Below are 20547 nucleotides of genomic sequence, written 5' to 3' on the forward strand. Positions count from 1 at the left end.
TTAGCTGTTTCGGGTGTTTTTAATATCAAATTGTCAATTATTAAGCCATTTGTTGAATAATATATTAATAGTGTGTAACTTAAACCCCACAAAATTAGTAGTATTTATTTTGGCGTTTGCATCAACCATTTTATAAACTTATATGCCCTCAATAACAAAGCTCAGTCAACGGGAAACTATTTTTAACCAAGAGGTGGAAAGCCGCTTTCAGTTATACGACAGTCTTTTCCTGACACTTCCTTTTTACCAGGTTAAAGATACCGGTATTTTGCTTCCGTTTTTTAGTTCGCACTGCGAAAAAGAAACCATTAAGCAAAAATCGCCGGCGGCTGTTATTGAATCATTCTTTAAGAAATACGTGCCGGATATTGATCACCAGGAGCAGATCAACCGCCTGTTCAGGTTTATCCAGTATATTGAAAGGCAGGTAGTTTTGTTTGATGCTATAGAGGATTCGTCATTTGGTAAAATTGGCCACTTTGAAAAGACAGGCACCCTGCAAAGTTTATTACAACAAGTTGACGGTGACGATGATATGCGCAAGCAGATAAAGGAAAAGTTAAAGAAGTTTTCTTTGCGCCTGGTACTTACCGCTCACCCCACGCAGTTTTACCCAAGCCGTGTTTTAGGCATCATGACCGACCTGATAGAGGCTTTAAAAATTAATGATATTAATACCATTAATTTATTGCTGCAGCAATTAGGTAAAACACCATTCTTTAATAAAACATCACCTACACCGGTTGATGAGGCAGTGAGCCTCATATGGTTTTTAGAAAATGTATTTTATCATGCGGTAACCGCTACTCAAGCTAAGTTAGAAGAAGAGTTTGATATTGAAGATGCAAACCACCAGGTTGTTGAATTAGGTTTTTGGCCAGGCGGCGACCGGGATGGTAACCCTAACGTTAATGCCGAAACAACCCAAACAGTTGCCGCTACTTTAAGACAGATTATATTCCGTTGCTACTACCGCGATTTTAGGGTTTTAAAACGCCGTATTACCTTCAGAGGTGTGGAGGCGGCCATGGGCGCCTTAGAAAAACTGCTTTATCAGAACGCATTTAACGAGCAGCCGCAGCCTGTTAACCTTCAGGATGAATTGATTGGCTTATTATCATCAATAAAAGAAACCTTATTGAAAGACCATGACAACTTATTTGTTGGTATTATAGATGATCTGCTGCATAAGGTACGGGCCTTTGGCTGTTATTTCGCTACGTTGGATATCAGACAGGACAGCCGGGTCCTACGTAGTGTATTTAAATATTGTACCGAAGGGCACCGGGTAGATGAGCATATAAAAGACGGTTATTTAGATTTAAAAGAGAGCGATAAATTAACACACTTAACTTTTAACGAAGCTAATTTGTTTTGCGGTGATGATGCCGACGACTTAACAAAAGATACCCTGAATACCATCAGGCTGATGAAAACTATACAGTTATGCAATGGGGAGAAAGCCTGCCAGCGCTTCATTATTAGTAACTGTCAGCAAGCATCAGATATTTTACAACTGATGGATTTGTTTTTATGGAGCGGCTGGAAAAAAGACGAACTAACCGTTGATTTTGCGCCACTATTTGAAACGGTGAACGATTTAAGCCATGCGGCCGAGATCATGGAGCGACTGTATACGCATCCGTTCTACAAAAAACACCTGAAAAATCGTAACAACCGCCAAACCATTATGTTGGGCTTTAGCGATAGTACCAAAGATGGTGGTTATCTGATGGCCAATTGGTCTATATATAAAGCCAAGGTTGAACTAACCGCCATGGCCCGTAAACACGGCATAGAATTAGCTTTTTTTGATGGGAGAGGGGGGCCACCGGCACGCGGGGGAGGTAAAACGCACCGTTTTTATTCGTCGATGGGCGAAGATATAGCTAATGATCATATCCAATTAACTATACAGGGGCAAACTGTAAGTTCGCAATATGGATCGGTAGATACGGCAAGGTTTAATTCAGAACAATTAATAAACGCAGGCATTATATCAGCACTAAATCCCAACAAACACGATTTGCTGGATAGCAGCCATAAAAAGATGATCTCGGATATGGCCGATGAAAGCTATAAAGCTTTTCTGGCCCTGCGCGAAGATCCTTTGTTTGTGGAATACCTGGAGAAATTGAGCCCGCTAAAATTATTATCCCGCATAAATATCAGCAGCCGGCCAACCAAAAGAAATGCAGATACCAAATTAAAGCTGGAAGATCTGCGCGCTATTAGTTTTGTGACCTCGTGGGGGCAAATGAAACAAAACATTCCAGGCTTTTATGGTGTTGGCACAGCCCTGAAAAAAATAAAGAAAGAAAAACGCTGGAAAGAAGTACAGGAGTTGTATCATAACTCGGGCTATTTTAAAACGGTTGTGGATAATTGTATGATGTCCATGTCGAAATCTGATTTCCGGGTAACTGCTTACCTGGAAAATGATAAAACATTCGGCGCCTTTTGGACAAAGCTGCGGGATGAGTATGAATTGACCAAAGAACTGTTACTGGAATTAACCAACAGTACCAGTCTGATGGAAGAGTATCCGATTGAAAAACGTTCCATAGCATTGCGCGAAAAGATTGTTTTGCCTTTGGTAATCATTCAGCATTATGCGCTGCACAAATTAAATCATCATCATAACGATGAATTTACCGATGTTTATAATAAATTAGTGATCCGGACGGTTTATGGTATTGTAAACGCGGGACGTAATTCAGCTTAGTTATGATGAAAAAGGTTTTAGTTTTTTTTGTATCCGGGATGCTATTTTTAAGCTTTACTTATAAGCCTAAAAATAAAGTCCTGATATTTTCGCTAACAAAAGGTTACCATCACGCCTGTATTGCCGATGGCATTACAGCTATTAAACTTATTGGCGAAAAAGATAATTTCACAGTTGATACCACTACAAACCCGGCGCTATTTACTGATGAAAACCTGAAGCAATACAAGGCGCTTATATTCTTGAGCCCTACAGGAAATTCATTGTTCAATGCGGATCAGCAAAAGGCCTTTATGAATTATATTCATAAAGGAGGTGGCTTCGTGGGCATCCATGCCGCTACCGATTGTTTATATGATTGGGATTGGTACGGCAAACTGGTTGGCGCTTATTTTCTTAAACATCCAAAAATTCAGCAGGCAACCTTAAATGTTATCGATCATAATCACCCATCAACCAAACAATTGCCTGATACCTGGCAACATACCGATGAGTGGTATAACTTTAAACAGGTAAGCCCCGATATCCATGTGTTGATAAAAATTGATGAAAGCACTTATACGGGAGGGGAAATGAATGGCAATCATCCCATTGCCTGGTATCATAAATTTGAAGGTGGCCGCATTTTTTATACAGAACTTGGCCATACTAAAGATGATTACACCACCGATACCTTGTTTATCCAACATTTAACGGGTGGTATTAACTACGCCTTGCATCGTTAAGGTAAAATTTATTGCATCATATTTAATATTTGTTTATGGTTTTGTAAACCAGGGTTAATAATAATTGTTACAATATTATTCTTAACCTATAAAACGATGAAAAATTTAAAGCCACTGTTTTTATTGCCGGTAATGGCAATCATTATCGTAGCATGCGGTGACAATCAAAAATCTCATAACTATAATCAAAAAACCCAGGTTGATGCGGAAGGATTGGGTTTTATCAAAACGGCAAATGAATCAGGGCTTACTGAAATTAAAGCATCATCACTTGCTGAATCTATTTCAAAAAACCCGCGCGTTGTAAGTTTTGCAAAAATGATGGTAGCTGATCACAGTAAAGCAGCACAGGACTTATCTAAACTGGCCCAGGATAAAATGGTCACAAAATCGGATACCTTAACTGTGGAGCATCAGCAAAAAATTGATAGTCTCGGCAAATTAACTGGAACCGCCTTTGACAAAGCGTACATGAATATGATGTTAACAGACCATTTAAAAGCGGTAGAGATGTTTGAAAAAGCAAGTGCGGATAGGATAGAAGCGGTACAGGATTTTGCAAAAAAAACTTTGCCAGCATTAAAAATGCACCTGGATTCAGCCAAGGCCATAAATAGCAGTTTAAAATAACTTTAATTGCTGGTTTTGAGGTGGTTTGGCACGCCCAAATACGGTGCGTCCGCCATACTTCCAGGAATCATTTCTTTCCTTCTCAATTACCGCGTCGAAATTGGCGTTAGGGGTAAAATCCTGCTCAGCGCGTTTTGCTATACTATGAAGCCGTTTAATGGCCTCATTTTTATCTGAATTACCCATTTTTGCCTTGTGTATAGCCGTTTGCAACGTGCCGATGGTTTCATCATAAACTTTAGTAGGGACAGGGAAGGGGTGCCCGTCCTTTCCGCCATGCGCGAAAGAAAATCTTGCCGGGTCTTTAAACCGTGATGGCGTGCCATAAATAACCTCGCTTACCAATGTTAATGATTGCAAAGTGCGCGGGCCTAAACCTTCCAGTAATAAAAGGTCTTCAAAGTCAGCCGGGCGTTTTTCATGGGCCAACCAAAGCACGGCGCCAAGCCGTTTCAAATCAACATCTTTAGCTTTTACATCGTGGTGTGCGGGCATGGTCAAATGTCTTATTTCATTGAGCATTATATCAGGCTGCTCATTTGAAATAGTCATGATCTTATCACGGGTCACATCAGCGCGTTTATCTGAAAGATTTATAATTTCGCCATAATTTTGACCATAAATTGCGCTGTGCGGATCGTTAACAAAAGAGGTCAGATCATCAGAATGCCAGTGATAACGCCGCGCGGTGCTGGAGCCGTCGCTCATGCCTTGCTGCACAACCGACCATTTACCCGTGTTACTTACAATAAAATTATGCGTATATAACTGGAAACCATCCTGGATAGCTGTATTATCAACTTTAGCGCTAAGCTTACTGCAACGCACAAGGTAATTACCATCCAAGCCTGTAGCATCGCCTAAACGCAATAATTCATTTGGCGTTTCCCGCGAAAATTTTCCTTTGCCACCACAAATGTAAATCCCCAGTTCTTTGGCGTGCGGGTTTATTGCTCGTTTCAGCGCACCCATAACTGATGTGGTCACGCCTGAAGAATGCCAGTCCATTCCCATAACAGCGCCAAGGCTCTGAAACCAAAACGGATCGCTTAAACGCTTTAAAACTTCTTCGTTACCATATTCCATTACAATACATTCCATTACAGCCAGCCCTAATTTAGCCATACGCTCGGCCAGCCATTTGGGAACATAACCATAATGTAACGGAAGATCTGTACTGCCAGAACGTTTCATGCTAACAAAATTAGCAATAAATATTAAAAACAAGAAAAAAAAATTGTCTCATAATATTTATTATGTTAAATAATAATTTTAAAAAGAGAGACTACCTAAATAGTCTCTCTTTTAATGTTATTTCTGAGCTGGCGCACTACCACCCTGTTGTAGTGCTTCAATTTGTTTTTTCAACTCGTTAGCATGGGCCATATCGTTTTTCCCAAGATAATAAGTTCTTAAGTTAGTTAATGCGTCAACATTTTTAGGCTGCAAATCAACAGCTTTTTGCAGATATGGTTTAGCAGCGTCAAATAAAACATTTGCTTTGGCCATACCGGCATCATATTCTTTTTGTCTGCTCACCGGTAAATTCCTGGTTTTGTTAAATAAATCAATAGCCGGGTTTATTAATACATAACCCAAATTCAAATTCGCTTCAAAATAATTAGGGTCAATCTCTAAAGCTTTGCGATACGCATTTTCAGCCTTTTTTAAATTTTCATCGCGATTTTTTACTAAATCAGCCATTTCAGGTGAAATGGTTGCGGTTACTGCTGGCTGCGCAGCCGGTTTTGCTCCCGGTCTTGTAGCTGGTGTAGCAGTTTTAGCAGGCGCATTTTTACTTAAAGCATCAATCTTTTTGTTGTACTGATCAGCAACCTGGGTATAAGTTATACCTGCATAGTAATACAATACTTTATTTTTAGGATCGTTAGCTATTGCTTTTTCAATATTAGCTAATACCTCAGCCTGTTTACCTGTTTGCAGGTTTAGTTCAATTACACGTTTGCTGAATGTTGGATCGGTTGGATAAGCCGCGGCAGCATCGTTTAAAACCTTTATAGCGCCAACGGTATCTTTTTTCTGTAAATAGAAATTTGACAAGTCCTGGTATGCACGTTGTTTACCTGAATACTTAGTGGTAACTAATTTATTGTAATTAGTGATGGCCGCATCCCACATACCTGCATTTGCGGCTGCTATACCGGTGTAATAAATCGCGTTAGTATCTTCAGGCAATACGGTACGGTAATAATCGAATGATTTATAGGCCAGATCATATTTCTTATCGCCATACTCCTTCACTCCCTTGTTTAGCTGGTACTGGGCCATATTCAAATGTGCCTGATCTATCATTTTTTTGTATTCACCTTTGGTATCCAGTTCTTTCGCTTTAGTCAATGCTTCTTCAGCAGTTGCAAATAATGGAGTTGAAGTAGCCGCAACAGTATCACTTGCAGCTAAAGCGCTATAAATAGATCCTTTTAAGGCATAAGTTTGCGCCAGGTTAGCAGTTTTTTCATTTGCGGCGGCTTTGTCTATTGATGCCTTAGCAGCGGTTAGGCTGGTATTGGCAATTTTTGCCATAGCCTTATTGTTCCTTAATTGATCGTATTTATTAAACTCTGTTTCCGCTGTGGTTAGCTCCGATTTTTGTGCAAAAGCGGTTATTGTCATTAAGCCTAACAGGCCTGTCATCAAAAACTTGATTTTCATAATTTATTGATTGGTTAGCTGTTTTAATTTATTATTTATCCTATCTAATTGATCGTTGTTTCCTTCTTTGCCATATACTAATTGCAATAAATGTAAGCACTTCGTATCATTCGGCGATATTTCATTTGCTTTTTCAAGCCATAGTTTTGCGCGGGATAAATCCTTAGCTGAATTAATGCCTTTTTTTCGTTCACTTATTTTACAATATAACAAGCCCAAATTAAATACCGGGTCGTACGATGCACCGTTCAATTCTATAGCCCGTAAATAAAGTGACTCGGCTTTATCATAATGGTTTAGATGGTCATAGCAATTTGCAGCTATAAACGCAATATCAGCATTATTTGGATTATCATCAAGCAACTGCGGTAATAATGGCGCTAATGCATTATAGTTTTTATTATTGTTATAGATATTGGCCTCTTCCAGCAAAAAGGATTTGTCGTTAGGCAAAAGTTTCCTCCCCTTTTGTAGTAATTGCAGCGCTTTCGCCGTATCCCCTATCATTTTGTAGGTATTTGCAGCTGCATCAATGTACTCACTTCGGATAGTATCTGTGCTTAAAAGAATGTTGTAATACTTTGCTGCTTCTTGCACATTACCCAATTTATTATTAGCATAAGCAATGTAAGCGTTAATTTCCCTGAATGAAGGTGCGTAGGTCTGCGCTTTTTTAAACGATTGCAACGCGTTGCTATAATCGGATATGTGCATTTGCTGGAAACCATGCCGCAAATAAGCGTTACCCAGGCACCTGCGCGAATAGCTCATTTCCGCCTGGTATTTGTATATTTTTTTTCTTTTGGAAAGATCATCAACCAATTGGGTGGTTTGTAAAAAAAACCCTGCTGGTTGGTTTAGCTTATTGAGCGAATCGGTATAAACAATGCTGGAATAAACCAAAGCCTTGTACACATTTTTTTCAAGGTCGGATGAATCTGATTTGGTTCTGATCAGGCTATCGACCGTTTTCTTAGCGTTGCCAAGATATTTAAGATCGTTTTGCTTTTTATAATAAGCTAAACTGTTTACCACACCTTTCAACACTTCCGACTGGCAGAAGGCAAAAGATGAAGTAAACAGTAAAAAAGCTACCGAAAAAATTATTTTACGGCTGTTCATAGATATATTTTATTCTTCGTCGGCAGGCGGTTCAGTTGACTCCGTGCCGGGTGCCTCTCCCCCTTCGGTGGCGTTACCTTCAGGATTTACACCTTCAGTTGCTTCGCCTTCCTGTGCTTCAACCTCTTCCTCTTCGTGCTCAATTTTTGCTACCGATGCAATTTCATCATCGCCTTTCAATGTTATTAATCTAACACCTTGTGTGGCGCGGCCCATTGTCCGTAATTCGCTTACCGCGATACGGATAATGATACCCGATTTATTGATGATCATCAGATCTTCATCATCAGTAACACCTTTTATGGCAACAAGTTTGCCGGTTTTTTCAGTTACACTGATAGTTTTAACACCTTTACCACCACGATTAGTAACGCGGTAGTCATCAATATCGGTACGTTTGCCATAACCTTTTTCTGAAACTACCAGTACGGTTGTATCAGGGTTATCAATACTGATCATACCTACTACTTCGTCATTTTCGCTATCTAAAGTAATACCACGCACACCTGTTGCGGTACGCCCCATAGGGCGAACGGTTGACTCGTTAAAGCGGATGGCACGACCTGATTTAAGCGCCATTACAATCTCGCTGCTACCGCTGGTCAAATTCGCTTCAAGCAGCGTATCGCCTTCGTTTATATTGATTGCGTTGATACCATTGGCACGCGGACGTGAATAAGCTTCCAGCGAAGTTTTCTTAATGGTGCCTTTAGCAGTACACATAATGATAAAGTTGTTTTCCAGGTATTCCTGGTCTTTTAACGATGTCAGTTTGATGTATGCTTTAATTTTTTCTTCTTTCGGAATGTTGATGATGTTCTGAATGGCACGGCCCTTAGACGTACGTGTACCTTCCGGTATTTCAAATACCCTCAACCAGAAACAGCGGCCTGCTTCGGTAAAGAACAGCATGTAGTTGTGGTTTGATGCGATGAACAGGTGTTCAATAAAGTCCTCATCGCGGCTGTTACTGCCTAACGATCCTTTACCACCACGGCCCTGCCTGCGGTATTCAGTTAATGAAGTACGTTTGATATAACCTTCACGGGATATGGTAATAACCACATTCTCATCTTCGATAAAGTCTTCCGTATTCATTTCTGCCGATGAGTGAACCATTTCGGTTTTACGTTCATCGCCATATTTATCGCGTATTTCAGTCAGCTCATCTTTAATGATCTGGTAGCGCAAGCCTTCATCAGCCAGGATAGATTTCAAGTAGTTGATCTGCTCCATTAAAGCGGCATATTCATCTTTGATCTTATCACGCTCCAGACCGGTTAACCTGCGTAAGGTCATATCCAAAATAGCACGTGCCTGTATTTCGGACAAACCGAATTTGCTCATCAAACCATCACGGGCTTCTTCCGGAGTGTTTGAACCGCGTATCAGCGCGATAACTTCGTCCAGATGGTCAAGCGCTATCAGCAAACCTTCCAAAATGTGCGCGCGCTTTTCAGCTTCGGCTAATTCATATTTGGTGCGACGGATAACTACCTCATGCCTGTGCTCAACAAAGTGATGGATCAGGTCTTTCAGGTTCAGTAACATTGGTCGGCCATGCACCAGTGCAATGTTGTTAATACTGAACGATGTTTGCAACGCGGTATATTTATACAGGTTGTTTAGTACGATAAGCGCGTTTGCTTCGCGTTTTATCTCATAAACCACACGGATACCTTCGCGGTTGGACTGATCGCTGATAGAAGATATACCTTCAATTTTCTTTTCGTTTACCAGTTCAGCTGTACGTTCGATCATCAGCGATTTATTGATCTGGTAAGGTATTTCAGTTACTACAATGCGCTCGCGGTCATTACCGAAAGTTTCAATTTCAGCACGTGCACGTATAACTATACGGCCGCGACCGGTCAGGAAAGCATCTTTAGCACCTTCGTAACCGTAGATGATACCGCCTGTAGGGAAATCAGGGCCTTTAATATGCTTCATTAACTCGGTAACCTCAATATTGCGGTCGTCAATTAAAGCTAAAGTGGCATTAATTACCTCGGTTAAGTTATGTGGGGCCATGTTTGTGGCCATACCCACCGCAATACCTGACGCTCCGTTAACCAGCAGGTTAGGGATTTTTGCCGGCAATACGGTTGGCTCCTCTAACGAGTCGTCAAAGTTAAGTTGAAAGTCAATGGTATCCTTGTTGATATCCGCCAGCATTTCTTCAGCAATTTTCTGAAGCCTTGCTTCGGTATACCTCATGGCCGCTGGCTGGTCACCGTCGATAGATCCATAGTTACCCTGGCCCTCAACAAAAGGATAACGTAAGCTCCAATCCTGGGCCATACGTACCATGGCATCGTAAACAGAGGTATCACCGTGCGGGTGATACTTACCCAGCACCTCACCCACAATACGGGCCGATTTTTTATAAGGTTTGTTATTATTCAGGCCCAGATCAAGCATGCCATAAAGCACGCGCCTGTGTACCGGCTTCAATCCGTCGCGCACGTCAGGAAGCGCCCTTGATACGATAACCGACATTGAATAATCAATGTAGGCCGATCGCATTTCTTCATCAATATTTATTGGAATTATTCTGTCTTCTTTGTGCGAATTTTCGTTTTCTGTATCTTCAGCCATCTTAATTAATTAATAGAATATTGCGCTATAAAAGGTTTATAGTTTTTTGTTTTTCAAAGCGACCTGCGAAGATAGGAATTTTAACTTTAGCCCCACATTTTTTTACTAACATATTGGCCGTTTTACACATAAAAAACGCCATTTTGGGCTATTATTTATCCACACTTTATTTTACCTTTTTCCAGTACTCTTCAACCACCATTCCTGTGGGTAAAATACCCTGAAAAACAAGTGTGTCATTACGAAATGTATAATGGTATTTTAGCGTAATACCGGTAAGTTGCGATGGCTGTGCACTATAAGTTTCTGTTTCAAAACACGAGTCGGGTTTTAATTGATATTTACCCGATTGATATTTTTGGGGCTTCTCCCCTTTTTCTAATAAAAAAGCATCAAACTTATCAGCCTGATACTTTCGTTGTAATGTATAATCAACAGGCGCACCTTCCTTTTTCCCATTGTATATACCACCTTTAAATTCGTAAGTACCCTTTAAATTATCTGGTGTTTGTACAAACGAAGAACAAAGAATAGTTATCAGTAAAGCGACTATTGTTTTTTGGAGCATGGCATTACCAGTTGATCCCTTTTTTTAATAAAGAGAGGGTTTTAGCTTCTTCGCTACCGGCTTCGGGCTGAAAGTTATATAACCATTTAGCCGTTGGGGGTAAGCTCATCAGGATAGATTCAATACGGCCGTTGGTTTCTAGACCAAATTTAGTTCCCGCGTCATAAACAAGGTTAAATTCCGCATAGCGACTACGGCGAAGGTATTGCCATTCCTGTTGTTCCGGGGTAAAAGCTTTATTACAATTACGATTTACCAGTTCAGTATAAATTGGGGCGAATGAACGGCCAAGTGATTTGGAGAATTCAAAAATATCGCTCCAGCTTAAATCATCGGTAGCAACCAGTTTATCATAAAATATACCGCCAATTCCACGTGTCTCCTGCCGGTGCTTAATATAAAAGTAATCATCCGCCCATTGCTTAAAACGCGGATAGAAGCCGGCATTATATTGATCGCACACATTTTTTAGCTGCTGGTGAAAATACCGGGCATCTTCATCAAAAACATAATGTGGAGTCAGATCTATCCCGCCGCCAAACCAACGCACAGGTTGCTGCCCATCGCTAAAAGTAGATGGCATTTCAAAATACCTGATATTCATGTGGATGATGGGCACCAGCGGATGATTAGGATGTATTACAATGGAAATACCGGTAGCAAAAAAATCATTTTGTTCTACCTTTAAAGCCTTCATCATTACATCGGGCAGTTCGCCGTGAACGGCTGAGAAATTCACGCCACCTTTTTCAAAAATATTTCCGTTTTGAATAACCCGGGTACGGCCGCCGCCACCCCCATCGCGTTCCCATATTTCTTCTTCAAAGCCTGCCTGGCCATCTAACTGTTCAAGCGCGGCGCAAATCTCGTCCTGTATCTGTTTGTAATCTTCGGTGATCTGTTCTTTGGTAACCATCGCGGCTAAATTAGTCATTAGTCAATAGTCATTGGTCATTTGAAGTTCAATTGTTGCATATCCCAATAACAGCAAAGTGAATGATCAGTAAGGCGAATACTAAACCGGCGTAACGTCGCCTTCCATATAGTTCAAATCTTTACCAAAGGTTTCTTTTAGTTGACTTAAAGAGAATAAGGCAACAATGGTTAATAACCCCATCATAATATAACCACTACTAATCATACCATAATGCGCCGTGAAAAGACCAAATAAAGCGTTTATAGGAATTAACGCACCACGGACAAAGTTGGGTACCGTTGTAGTAACCGTGGCGCGTAAATTGGTCCCAAATTGCTCGGAAGCAATAGTAACGAAGGTTGCCCAGTAGCCCACACTGCAACCCATAAAAAAACATATCCAGGTAAATTGACTGGCAGTTATACCTTTTGAACTTAGATAAATAACTACGGTAATCACAGATAATAATAAGAAAATCAGCATGGTCAATCTGCGCGATTTAGTAAGTTGTGCCAATAAACCGGCAAATAAGTCGCCTACTGATATACCAATATAGGTATATAACACCCCATCACCGGCATTTAAAACTTCTTTAGCACCCAAGGCTTTACCAAATTCGGGGGATAAAGTAACCAGCACCCCTACTACATACCACAACGGGGCGCCTATAAGTATACAGTATAAGTATTTTAAAAATCGCTTTCTATCATTAAACAACATCAGGAAGTTCCCGCGCGATACATTTGATTTTTCGGCATTTTTAAACATACCCGATTCAAAAGTACCCATGCGTAGCGCCAATAGTACAATACCTAAAACACCGCCTACCCGGTATGCATTTTGCCAGCCGTAATCTTTGGCCACAATATTAGCCAGCACGGCACCAAATAATCCTACAATTGCCACTATCATTGTGCCATAGCCGCGTTTCTCCTTGCTCATGGTTTCACTAACCAATGTTATTCCTGCTCCTAATTCACCTGCTAAACCTATACCCGCAAAAAAGCGTACAACTGCATACATATTTACGCTGTGCACATAGCTGTTTAAAAAGTTGGCAATAGAATATAAAAGAATAGAGCCGAACAACACTTTTATACGACCAAGCTTATCGCCGATAATACCCCATAAAATACCACCAAGTAACAGCCCAAACATTTGCACATTGATGATAAAGGTCCCCTGTGTTTTTATTTCGGTAACGGGTACACCAATTTCGGTAAGGCTTTTAACCCTGACGATGGAAAATATCAACAGATCATAAATATCAACGAAGTAACCTAACGAGGCTACCAGCACCAGGAACAACATATTGATATTGGCACGTTGGGTGGTAATATTAGTCATAGTATAAATAGGAATATGTTTGGTAGCCTAAAGTAAGGAATTATAGGCACGAGAGAAATTTTTTGCACAAAAAAACCTCCGCGTTAAAAGCAGGAGGTTCAATTTCCTATTACGAAGTATTAGATTATACCTTTTTCACTTTTACCGCCTGTAACCCTTTTCTGCCTTCTTCCACCTCGTATTCAACGTTATCATTGTCTTTGATAGCGTTTACACCACCCAATACATCTTTAAAGTGCACAAAAAGGTCTTTACCTTCTTCGGTAATGATAAAACCGAAGCCTTTTTGTGTGTTAAACCATTTTACTTTTCCAGTTTTCATAATTATAATTAGCGTATTAATATGTTATTAAAGAATTGCATAAAAACCAGACTGAAAAATAAACAGTGTAATTATCAGCAAGGAATTAATTAAAATCCTGTTATCCAAACATATAAATTTATTGTAAAAAAAACAAATATTTTGTTTTTAGCAATATTTAATATCAGAAATTATGCTTAAACACCTAATAGTAAAACAAAAAAAGCCCTGCAATATGCAGGGCTTGGTTTAATAGTTAATTATAATTACTTGATTTGCCTAAAGAAGTAAACACTTCCGCGCGCTGATACCCTTACTAAAACTTCACTATCACCTTTTTTCAGGTCAACAAAATAGTCAACAGTTTCTGATTGAGTGATAGCATTGTTTAAGTAGATTGCTGAATCCTGCTCAGGTGTTTCATATTTAATTACCTGGCCTACTGTATAATCTTTGTAGGTATCGGCAATTTCTTTTTTAGCAGATGCAGGGATTTGCTTGTAAGCAACCTGTTCGGTTAAACCAAGGTAGGCACCGTTTAAGCTGTAAAAAGCTGTTTTTTTAACTCCGTCAACAGTAAAGTCGGCTTTTTGCGTAGTTGGAGTAACTGTCCAAACAACGTTTTCGGCATCGCTAAAATCGGCGTTGAACTGGTTCAATACATAGTATGATATACTTTTAGAATCATCATACTTTTTGCCACCATCTGCAGCTACTGCAGTTAGGCTAAACGTGGCAGCGAATAACGCTGCGAATAATAATTTTTTCATAGTCTTAAATTTTAAATCCGAAACAAAAATACAGCAATATTGACGTTTTGGCAAACAAAATTTAATTTTTATGAAAATTTCATAATAAAGATACCTTTTTATTAAAATGTTAAAATTAGGCGGAATAACTTAGTGTGTTTTTTACAATATCCTAATTGATATTAAGCCAACATAAATCGCCATTTGCGAATATGTAGTCTAAACTTACAAAAGCTTAACAATTCGGCAATCAATTAAGCTTTTTTATGTAATCAATAAAAAGATGCAGCGCTTTTATTTTATTTTCGGTTAGGCTGAAATCTAATTTATGCATTAGATAGTCGTTAAAGTCAAAATCGTTGAGTGCGGGTAATTCGGCAATAACATTGTCGCGGTTATCCAAACCAACTTTAAGGGATTGGTTAAACTCGTCCATAAATTGCTGCGGTATGCTTTTATTTGCTATCCAGGCAGCAAATACAAATGGAAGGCCTGTAAATATTTTCCATATTTCAGCCAGATCGTAAGCATACTTATATTTATCTTTTTTCCCAAAAGTACGGTCGCCTATCTGTACAAATGCAGTATTCAGATCGGTTGATAGTGAATAGTCAGGTGCGTTGACTACCATATCAGGCTTTATCTGCCAATAATTTTTAAGCAATACCCGCGCAAGGTTATTTGATGAACGGGATTCGGGATCTAACTGCAAGGTTTTAACTTGGTGTATTTCGCAATTACTAAATATAAATACCGAATTAACCGGTCCGTCTGCACCAATGCAATAATCGGATACAATTTCCCAATAAGGCAAATTAATAACTGCCGCAACAGGGATTAGCCCAATATCAACTGTATTATCTATTAGTTTTTGGGCACAATCGGCCGGGATATCCAGGCTCAGATCAATTTTATTAATAATATTAGTATGGTGAAGACCATATATAAAGGGTTGCGTGTTAGTATAGCTAACCGCCGATATTTTTATTTTATCCACCGGGTGGTTAATGATTTTTTAAATGAATAGAATTATTAAAGTCAACGATCTCGAATTTTTCTCCTTCGTAAGCAACTTTATACAGCACAAGGTTTTGGTGTGGGAAATCTTCCATTTTGGTTAATGGCTGCCCGGTTAATAAACAAAGGAATAAACGCATTGCCCTGCCATGCATACATATCAGCACATTTTTTTCATCCGGGTGGCTTAATATTGTTTCCAGGGCTTGCTTTTGGCGGGACTGCACCTCATTTGGGCTTTCACCATTCTCAAATTTAATATCCAGTTCGCCGGCTGTCCATTTACGCATTACCTGTAAAAACGCCGCTTTGGTTTCCGGTGTGCTTGGTTTACCTTCATATATTCCCCAGGCCAACTCATCCAGTCCGGATAATTTTTCATAAGGAATACCCGAATCAATAAACTGCTGAACGCTTTGCTGGGTACGCTTTAATTCGGATATATATATTTTATCAAAAGGTATGTCCTTATAAGCTCTGTAGAACAAATCGGCCTGTAGCCTGCCTTCAGCATTTAAGTCTGTATCCATTCCCCTGCCCTGTACAATCCCTTGTTTATTAAGGTCTGTTTGGCCATGGCGAACTATATATAAAATTTTTGTCATTTGTTATTAGTCATTTATCATTAGTTTAGCTATTCGGTCAATAAGTATTGGAAAACCACTAATGACCGATGACCAGTGACTAATTAACTACCGGCAATTTATAAAATTGCGGTTTTGCCTGCTCGGGGAACTCATATTCATTATAGTCTGTAACCACATTATATAAAGTATCCCTTTCAATCGGGTGACGGCCCGCCTGTTTTATCAGTTCCACCAATTCACGGGTGCTCATACCCGGATGTTGTTCCTCTGCACCTGCCATACTGTAAATTTTGGTAGTATCATCAAGTGTACCATCTATATCATCAACACCAAAATTCAAAGAAAGTTGAGCGGTAGTACGACTGATCATTGCCCAGTAAGCTTTCACATGGTCAAAATTATCCAGATAAATGCGAGAAATAGCATAATTCCGCAGATCTTCTATAACAGACGATTCGGCAATGTGCGACATCTGGTTATCCTTATTACGGAACTTTAATGGAATAAATGTTTGGAACCCACCTGTTTTATCTTGTAACTGTCGCAAGCGCTCCATATGGTCTATGCGATGTTTGTACGCCTCGATATGCCCATAAAGCATGGTAGCGTTTGATCGCATACCTAATTTGTGCCACTCCTCGTGTATCTGAAGCCATTGGTCGGCTGTACATTTATCTTTAGCAATCTGGTCGCGTATTTCCGGATGAAATATTTCGGCGCCACCACCCGGCATACTTTCCAACCCGGCTTCCTTCATCATGCGCATGCCGGTAGCATAATCAAGCTTGGCTTTTTTAAATATATAATGATATTCTACAGGTGTCAATGCTTTCACATGCAAATCGGGGCGATGGGCTTTAATCCGGTTAAATAATTCCATATAAAATGGCACATCATATTGTGGTAAAACCCCACCGACAATATGCACCTCAGTAACCGATTCGGTATCATACTTCTTCACGATGTTAAGCATATCGTCCATGGTATACTCCCACCCTTCAGATCGTTCTTTGATCAGACGTGAATAAGAACAGAACTTACAATCGTAAACACAAAGATTAGTAGGTTCGATATGGAAATTTCGGTTAAAGTAAGTTTTAGCACCATGCTTTTGTTCGCGGATATAATTAGCTAAAATACCCAGGTAACCTAATTCTCCTGTTTCAAACAAAATTACACCTTCATCAAAGGTAATTCGTTCACCAACAAGTACCTTCTTAGCAATATGTTTTAATTCGGCAGATAAGTGCTGAGACTGCAATAATAGTTGTAAGTTTTGCTCACTTTGCATCCGTATATTCTTTCAGGCAAAAATACGTTTTTGACGCTTCAGAATATCATACAGATGTAACTATTTATGGTGCGTATACAAATAAGATTTGCCATTTGCTACTTCATCGGCTAATAAAAGGGTGTCTTTCTTTGCTATCAGGACGGATCTTTTTAAGGTTGTGCTACCGTAAGATAATTGATAAGTTCTTTCTATAGTATAAATGCTTTTACCCTGAATGATAGTAAAAGTATCCTGAGAGGTTAAGGCTGAATTAGTATAATATTTTACCGTCCCTGCCGTACTAAAAACAACCAGGTTTTCATCTGTAGGTGAAATACTGGTACCTGCTGCTTTATCATTAATAGTGGTTAACAACCATTGGCCGTAAACATTATCTATGTCATAAGTATCATTTATTTGCGGCGTGGCATCAGCGTCACTATTTTTTATGCACGATGTTAAAAGTGCTACTGCTATTAGCAGATATAGAATATTTTTCATGATCAGTTATTTTATAACTATACGTATTTTTACCGCAAAACGCTACACCGCCAATATATGAAAATTGAAACTATAGCCATACATGCCGGCAATAAAATTGATGATGCTACTAAAGCTGTGATACAACCCATTGTTATGTCGACCACATTTGAACGGGAAGTTGATGGTAGCTATGAAAAAGGTTATATTTATAGTCGCGCCGCAAATCCTAACAGGCATTTATTAGAGAATGTACTGGCAAGATTAGAAGGTGGTGTAGAGGCTGCGGCATTCTCATCGGGCAATGCAGCTGGTATGGCTGTATTTCAATCATTAACACCAGGCACCCACATTATAGGCCCTGATGACATGTACCATGGCCTTCGTAACCAGATAAAAACACTGTTTGCAGGAATACTGGAGTTTGATTTTATTGATGTGAACGATGAAGCAGTATTAAGGGCGCATATTAAACCAAACACCGGTTTGATATGGATAGAAACGCCATCCAATCCATTGCTCAAGGTCACCGATATTAAAAAGGTAATCACCATAGCCCGAGAACATGCAATTAAGGTTGTTTGTGATAACACTTTTGCTACACCTATATTTCAGCAGCCGCTAAGCCTGGGGGCTGATCTGGTGATGCATTCATCTACAAAATATTTTGGAGGCCACAGCGATCTAATGGGGGGTGCTTTAATTACACCCGTAAAAAACGAATGGTGGGACAAAATACGCCAGGTGCAGGAAATGGGCGGCGCTATCCCCTCGCCAATGGATTGCTATTACCTGGTGCGCAGCCTTAAAACATTACCTTATCGCATGAAAGGCCATGCGCATAACGCAGCTTTACTTACAGATTTTTTAGAAAAACACCCAAATGTAGAAAGTGTGATGTATCCTGGGTTAACATCACATCCGCAGCACCAGATAGCTAAAAATCAAATGCTGGGCTTTGGTGCTATGTTTTCGTTCTGTGTTAAAGGGGGTGCCGATGAGGCGAAAAGAGTGTTGTCGAAATTAAATTTGTTCACTATTGCCACCAGTTTAGGCGGTGTAGAAAGTTTAATAGAACACCGGGCATCAGTTGAAGGGCCGGATACTAAAACACCACAAAATTTGTTAAGGGTATCGGTTGGGTTAGAACATATTGATGACCTGATAGCAGATATGTCGGCAGCACTTCAATCATAATCGTATCATTTACAAATTTAATTTGGAAGCATATATCCTTTTAATATATATTCGCAACATTATTTGGTAGCAATACTAAAATATTAGAGTCAAATCCCTTCAAAAAGGTTTTGATTTATAAAGAAGTGGCGAGAGATCAGGCTCTAAGACCCACTGGCAACCCTCCTAAAATGGAGAAGGTGCCAACACCTGGCCCGGTGAATGGATTACCGGGGGTTATAAATTAACAACCATGAAAAGTACTAACAACATCCAACACAAATTTTCAGATACGCAAACGCGTAAGTCTTTTAGCTGTCATACCACTAATAATGGCGTGCTGATTTGTTGTTGCTGCTGCTGTTAAGCTGTAACCACGTTTCCTTTTCTTTTTACTGAAAATACGTGCATAGCTTACAATAGCTTATCTAACTCTATTTCAATTCATTAACAAACTTATTCAAACACATACCATGATAATTATCTATACCAATTCCTGTTATAAGACAATAACTGATACCCTCAATTAACAAGACCATTTTTTAGTTTATAAGTGATATAGTAAGGTTATTAAAGGTTGCAGGCCTAAATAGCCGGTTTTTAAACAATGAATACACAAATATTTAAATATCAACAGCCATTTGAACTGGAATCGGGCAAGCAACTGCTGGAGCTTGAAATAGGTTTCCATACTTATGGTACATTAAATAAACAACGTAATAATGTAGTTTGGGTATGCCACGCACTAACAGCTAATTCAGATGTGCTGGATTGGTGGAAAGGTTTATTCGGTGAGAACGATTATTTTAACCCCGAAGAACATTACATTGTTTGCGCCAATATTTTAGGTTCGACCTACGGTACTACCAGTCCTTTAAGTGTTAATCCGGCTACCGGCCTGCCCTACTATCTTACATTTCCTGATTATACAATCCGGGATATTGTTAAAGCGCATCAATTACTGGCTAATCATTTAGGGGTTGATAGTATTGAAGTATTATTAGGAGGCTCCTTAGGCGGTCAGCAGGCTTTGGAATGGAGTATTATGGAGCCAAACCGGATAAAAAACCTGGTTTTAATAGCCACCAATGCCCGTCATTCACCCTGGGGCATTGCCTTTAACGAATCGCAGCGCCTGGCCTTAAGTGCTGATACAACCTTTTATAATAATACGCCCGATGGCGGCAGCAAAGGCTTGAAAGCAGCACGTAGTATTGCGCTTATCTCCTATCGTACCTATAAAACATACGGGGTTACCCAGCAAGAACAAACCGACGAACTACACAATTACCGTGCAGCCAGCTATCAGAATTACCAGGGTCAAAAATTGGTTAACCGTTTTAATGCATATAGCTATTGGTATTTAACTAAAGTAATGGACTCGCATAATGTGGGCCGTAACCGCCAGGGCGTAGAAAGAGCTCTGAGTACTATTACTGCTAAAACACTGGTAATCGGCATTAAATCTGATGTATTATTCCCTATCGAAGAGCAGCAATATCTGTTCAGACAAATACCGAAGGCTGCTTTGGCTGAAATAGATTCGTTTTATGGGCACGACGGATTTTTAATTGATACAGAGAATCTGACAAATATTATTTCATCTTTTTTAAAAACCGACGTAAAAGGTAAGATTATTGACTTGCAGCAAACCGCATAA

General features: G+C 39.6%; 18 protein-coding genes and 1 riboswitch. Of the genes, 5 read left to right on the plus strand and 13 right to left on the minus strand.

Annotation, left to right across the window (positions count from 1 at the left end; all coding sequences use genetic code 11):
• Window positions 1-142: 142 nt before the first annotated feature.
• From IRJ18_RS08950 to IRJ18_RS08960, 3 genes are all read left to right on the plus strand, one after another.
• Window positions 143-2725 carry a phosphoenolpyruvate carboxylase gene (locus IRJ18_RS08950; RefSeq protein ID WP_194105840.1) on the plus strand — a complete coding sequence of 861 codons (2583 nt, stop codon included), beginning with the start codon at window positions 143-145 and terminating at the stop codon, window positions 2723-2725.
• A 2-nt stretch (window positions 2726-2727) separates the two neighbouring features.
• Window positions 2728-3450 carry a ThuA domain-containing protein gene (locus tag IRJ18_RS08955; protein ID WP_228072655.1) on the plus strand — a complete coding sequence of 241 codons (723 nt, stop codon included), beginning with the start codon at window positions 2728-2730 and terminating at the stop codon, window positions 3448-3450.
• Between the two features lie 96 nt (window positions 3451-3546).
• Complete coding sequence (locus IRJ18_RS08960) at window positions 3547-4080, plus strand: DUF4142 domain-containing protein (RefSeq protein WP_194105841.1); 534 nt, start codon at window positions 3547-3549, stop codon at window positions 4078-4080.
• Here the strand turns inward: IRJ18_RS08960 and IRJ18_RS08965 are convergent.
• The 13 genes from IRJ18_RS08965 to IRJ18_RS09025 form a co-directional block, all read right to left on the minus strand.
• Window positions 4072-5274: a DUF763 domain-containing protein gene (locus IRJ18_RS08965; protein ID WP_194105842.1), complete on the minus strand. Its 1203-nt coding sequence runs from the start codon at window positions 5272-5274 to the stop codon at window positions 4072-4074. The two genes, IRJ18_RS08960 and IRJ18_RS08965, sit on opposite strands and share 9 nt — an antisense overlap.
• A gap of 117 nt (window positions 5275-5391) precedes the next feature.
• Window positions 5392-6753 (minus strand): tetratricopeptide repeat protein, encoded by a 1362-nt coding sequence (locus IRJ18_RS08970; protein ID WP_194105843.1) that lies wholly within the window; start codon window positions 6751-6753, stop codon window positions 5392-5394.
• Window positions 6754-6756: 3 nt separating this feature from the next.
• Window positions 6757-7875: a tetratricopeptide repeat protein gene (locus tag IRJ18_RS08975; RefSeq protein ID WP_194105844.1), complete on the minus strand. Its 1119-nt coding sequence runs from the start codon at window positions 7873-7875 to the stop codon at window positions 6757-6759.
• 9 nt (window positions 7876-7884) lie between these two features.
• Window positions 7885-10473, minus strand: a complete 2589-nt coding sequence (gyrA, locus tag IRJ18_RS08980; RefSeq protein WP_194105845.1) for a DNA gyrase subunit A — start codon at window positions 10471-10473, stop codon at window positions 7885-7887.
• Window positions 10474-10639: 166 nt separating this feature from the next.
• Entirely contained in the window at window positions 10640-11041 is a 402-nt protein-coding gene (locus tag IRJ18_RS08985; protein ID WP_194105846.1) for a hypothetical protein, read from the minus strand.
• A gap of 4 nt (window positions 11042-11045) precedes the next feature.
• Window positions 11046-11957 (minus strand): oxygen-dependent coproporphyrinogen oxidase, encoded by a 912-nt coding sequence (hemF, locus tag IRJ18_RS08990; RefSeq protein WP_194106687.1) that lies wholly within the window; start codon window positions 11955-11957, stop codon window positions 11046-11048.
• Between the two features lie 99 nt (window positions 11958-12056).
• Window positions 12057-13304: an MFS transporter gene (locus IRJ18_RS08995; protein WP_194105847.1), complete on the minus strand. Its 1248-nt coding sequence runs from the start codon at window positions 13302-13304 to the stop codon at window positions 12057-12059.
• Between the two features lie 124 nt (window positions 13305-13428).
• Window positions 13429-13626 (minus strand): cold-shock protein, encoded by a 198-nt coding sequence (locus IRJ18_RS09000; RefSeq protein WP_194105848.1) that lies wholly within the window; start codon window positions 13624-13626, stop codon window positions 13429-13431.
• Between the two features lie 245 nt (window positions 13627-13871).
• Window positions 13872-14375: a hypothetical protein gene (locus IRJ18_RS09005; RefSeq protein WP_194105849.1), complete on the minus strand. Its 504-nt coding sequence runs from the start codon at window positions 14373-14375 to the stop codon at window positions 13872-13874.
• Between the two features lie 229 nt (window positions 14376-14604).
• Window positions 14605-15351 carry a menaquinone biosynthetic enzyme MqnA/MqnD family protein gene (locus IRJ18_RS09010; RefSeq protein WP_194105850.1) on the minus strand — a complete coding sequence of 249 codons (747 nt, stop codon included), beginning with the start codon at window positions 15349-15351 and terminating at the stop codon, window positions 14605-14607.
• Between the two features lie 7 nt (window positions 15352-15358).
• Entirely contained in the window at window positions 15359-15976 is a 618-nt protein-coding gene (locus tag IRJ18_RS09015) for a histidine phosphatase family protein (protein ID WP_194105851.1), read from the minus strand.
• 79 nt (window positions 15977-16055) lie between these two features.
• Complete coding sequence (mqnE, locus tag IRJ18_RS09020) at window positions 16056-17249, minus strand: aminofutalosine synthase MqnE (protein ID WP_194105852.1); 1194 nt, start codon at window positions 17247-17249, stop codon at window positions 16056-16058.
• A gap of 60 nt (window positions 17250-17309) precedes the next feature.
• Complete coding sequence (locus IRJ18_RS09025; protein ID WP_194105853.1) at window positions 17310-17732, minus strand: hypothetical protein; 423 nt, start codon at window positions 17730-17732, stop codon at window positions 17310-17312.
• A 57-nt stretch (window positions 17733-17789) separates the two neighbouring features.
• Between IRJ18_RS09025 and IRJ18_RS09030 the strand changes: the two genes are divergently transcribed.
• Entirely contained in the window at window positions 17790-18908 is a 1119-nt protein-coding gene (locus IRJ18_RS09030; RefSeq protein WP_194105854.1) for a trans-sulfuration enzyme family protein, read from the plus strand.
• 112 nt (window positions 18909-19020) lie between these two features.
• Window positions 19021-19133: riboswitch (SAM riboswitch) on the plus strand.
• A 361-nt stretch (window positions 19134-19494) separates the two neighbouring features.
• Complete coding sequence (locus tag IRJ18_RS09035) at window positions 19495-20547, plus strand: homoserine O-acetyltransferase family protein (RefSeq protein WP_194105855.1); 1053 nt, start codon at window positions 19495-19497, stop codon at window positions 20545-20547.

This window comes from Mucilaginibacter boryungensis (assembly GCF_015221995.1).
GTDB lineage: Bacteria > Bacteroidota > Bacteroidia > Sphingobacteriales > Sphingobacteriaceae > Mucilaginibacter > Mucilaginibacter boryungensis.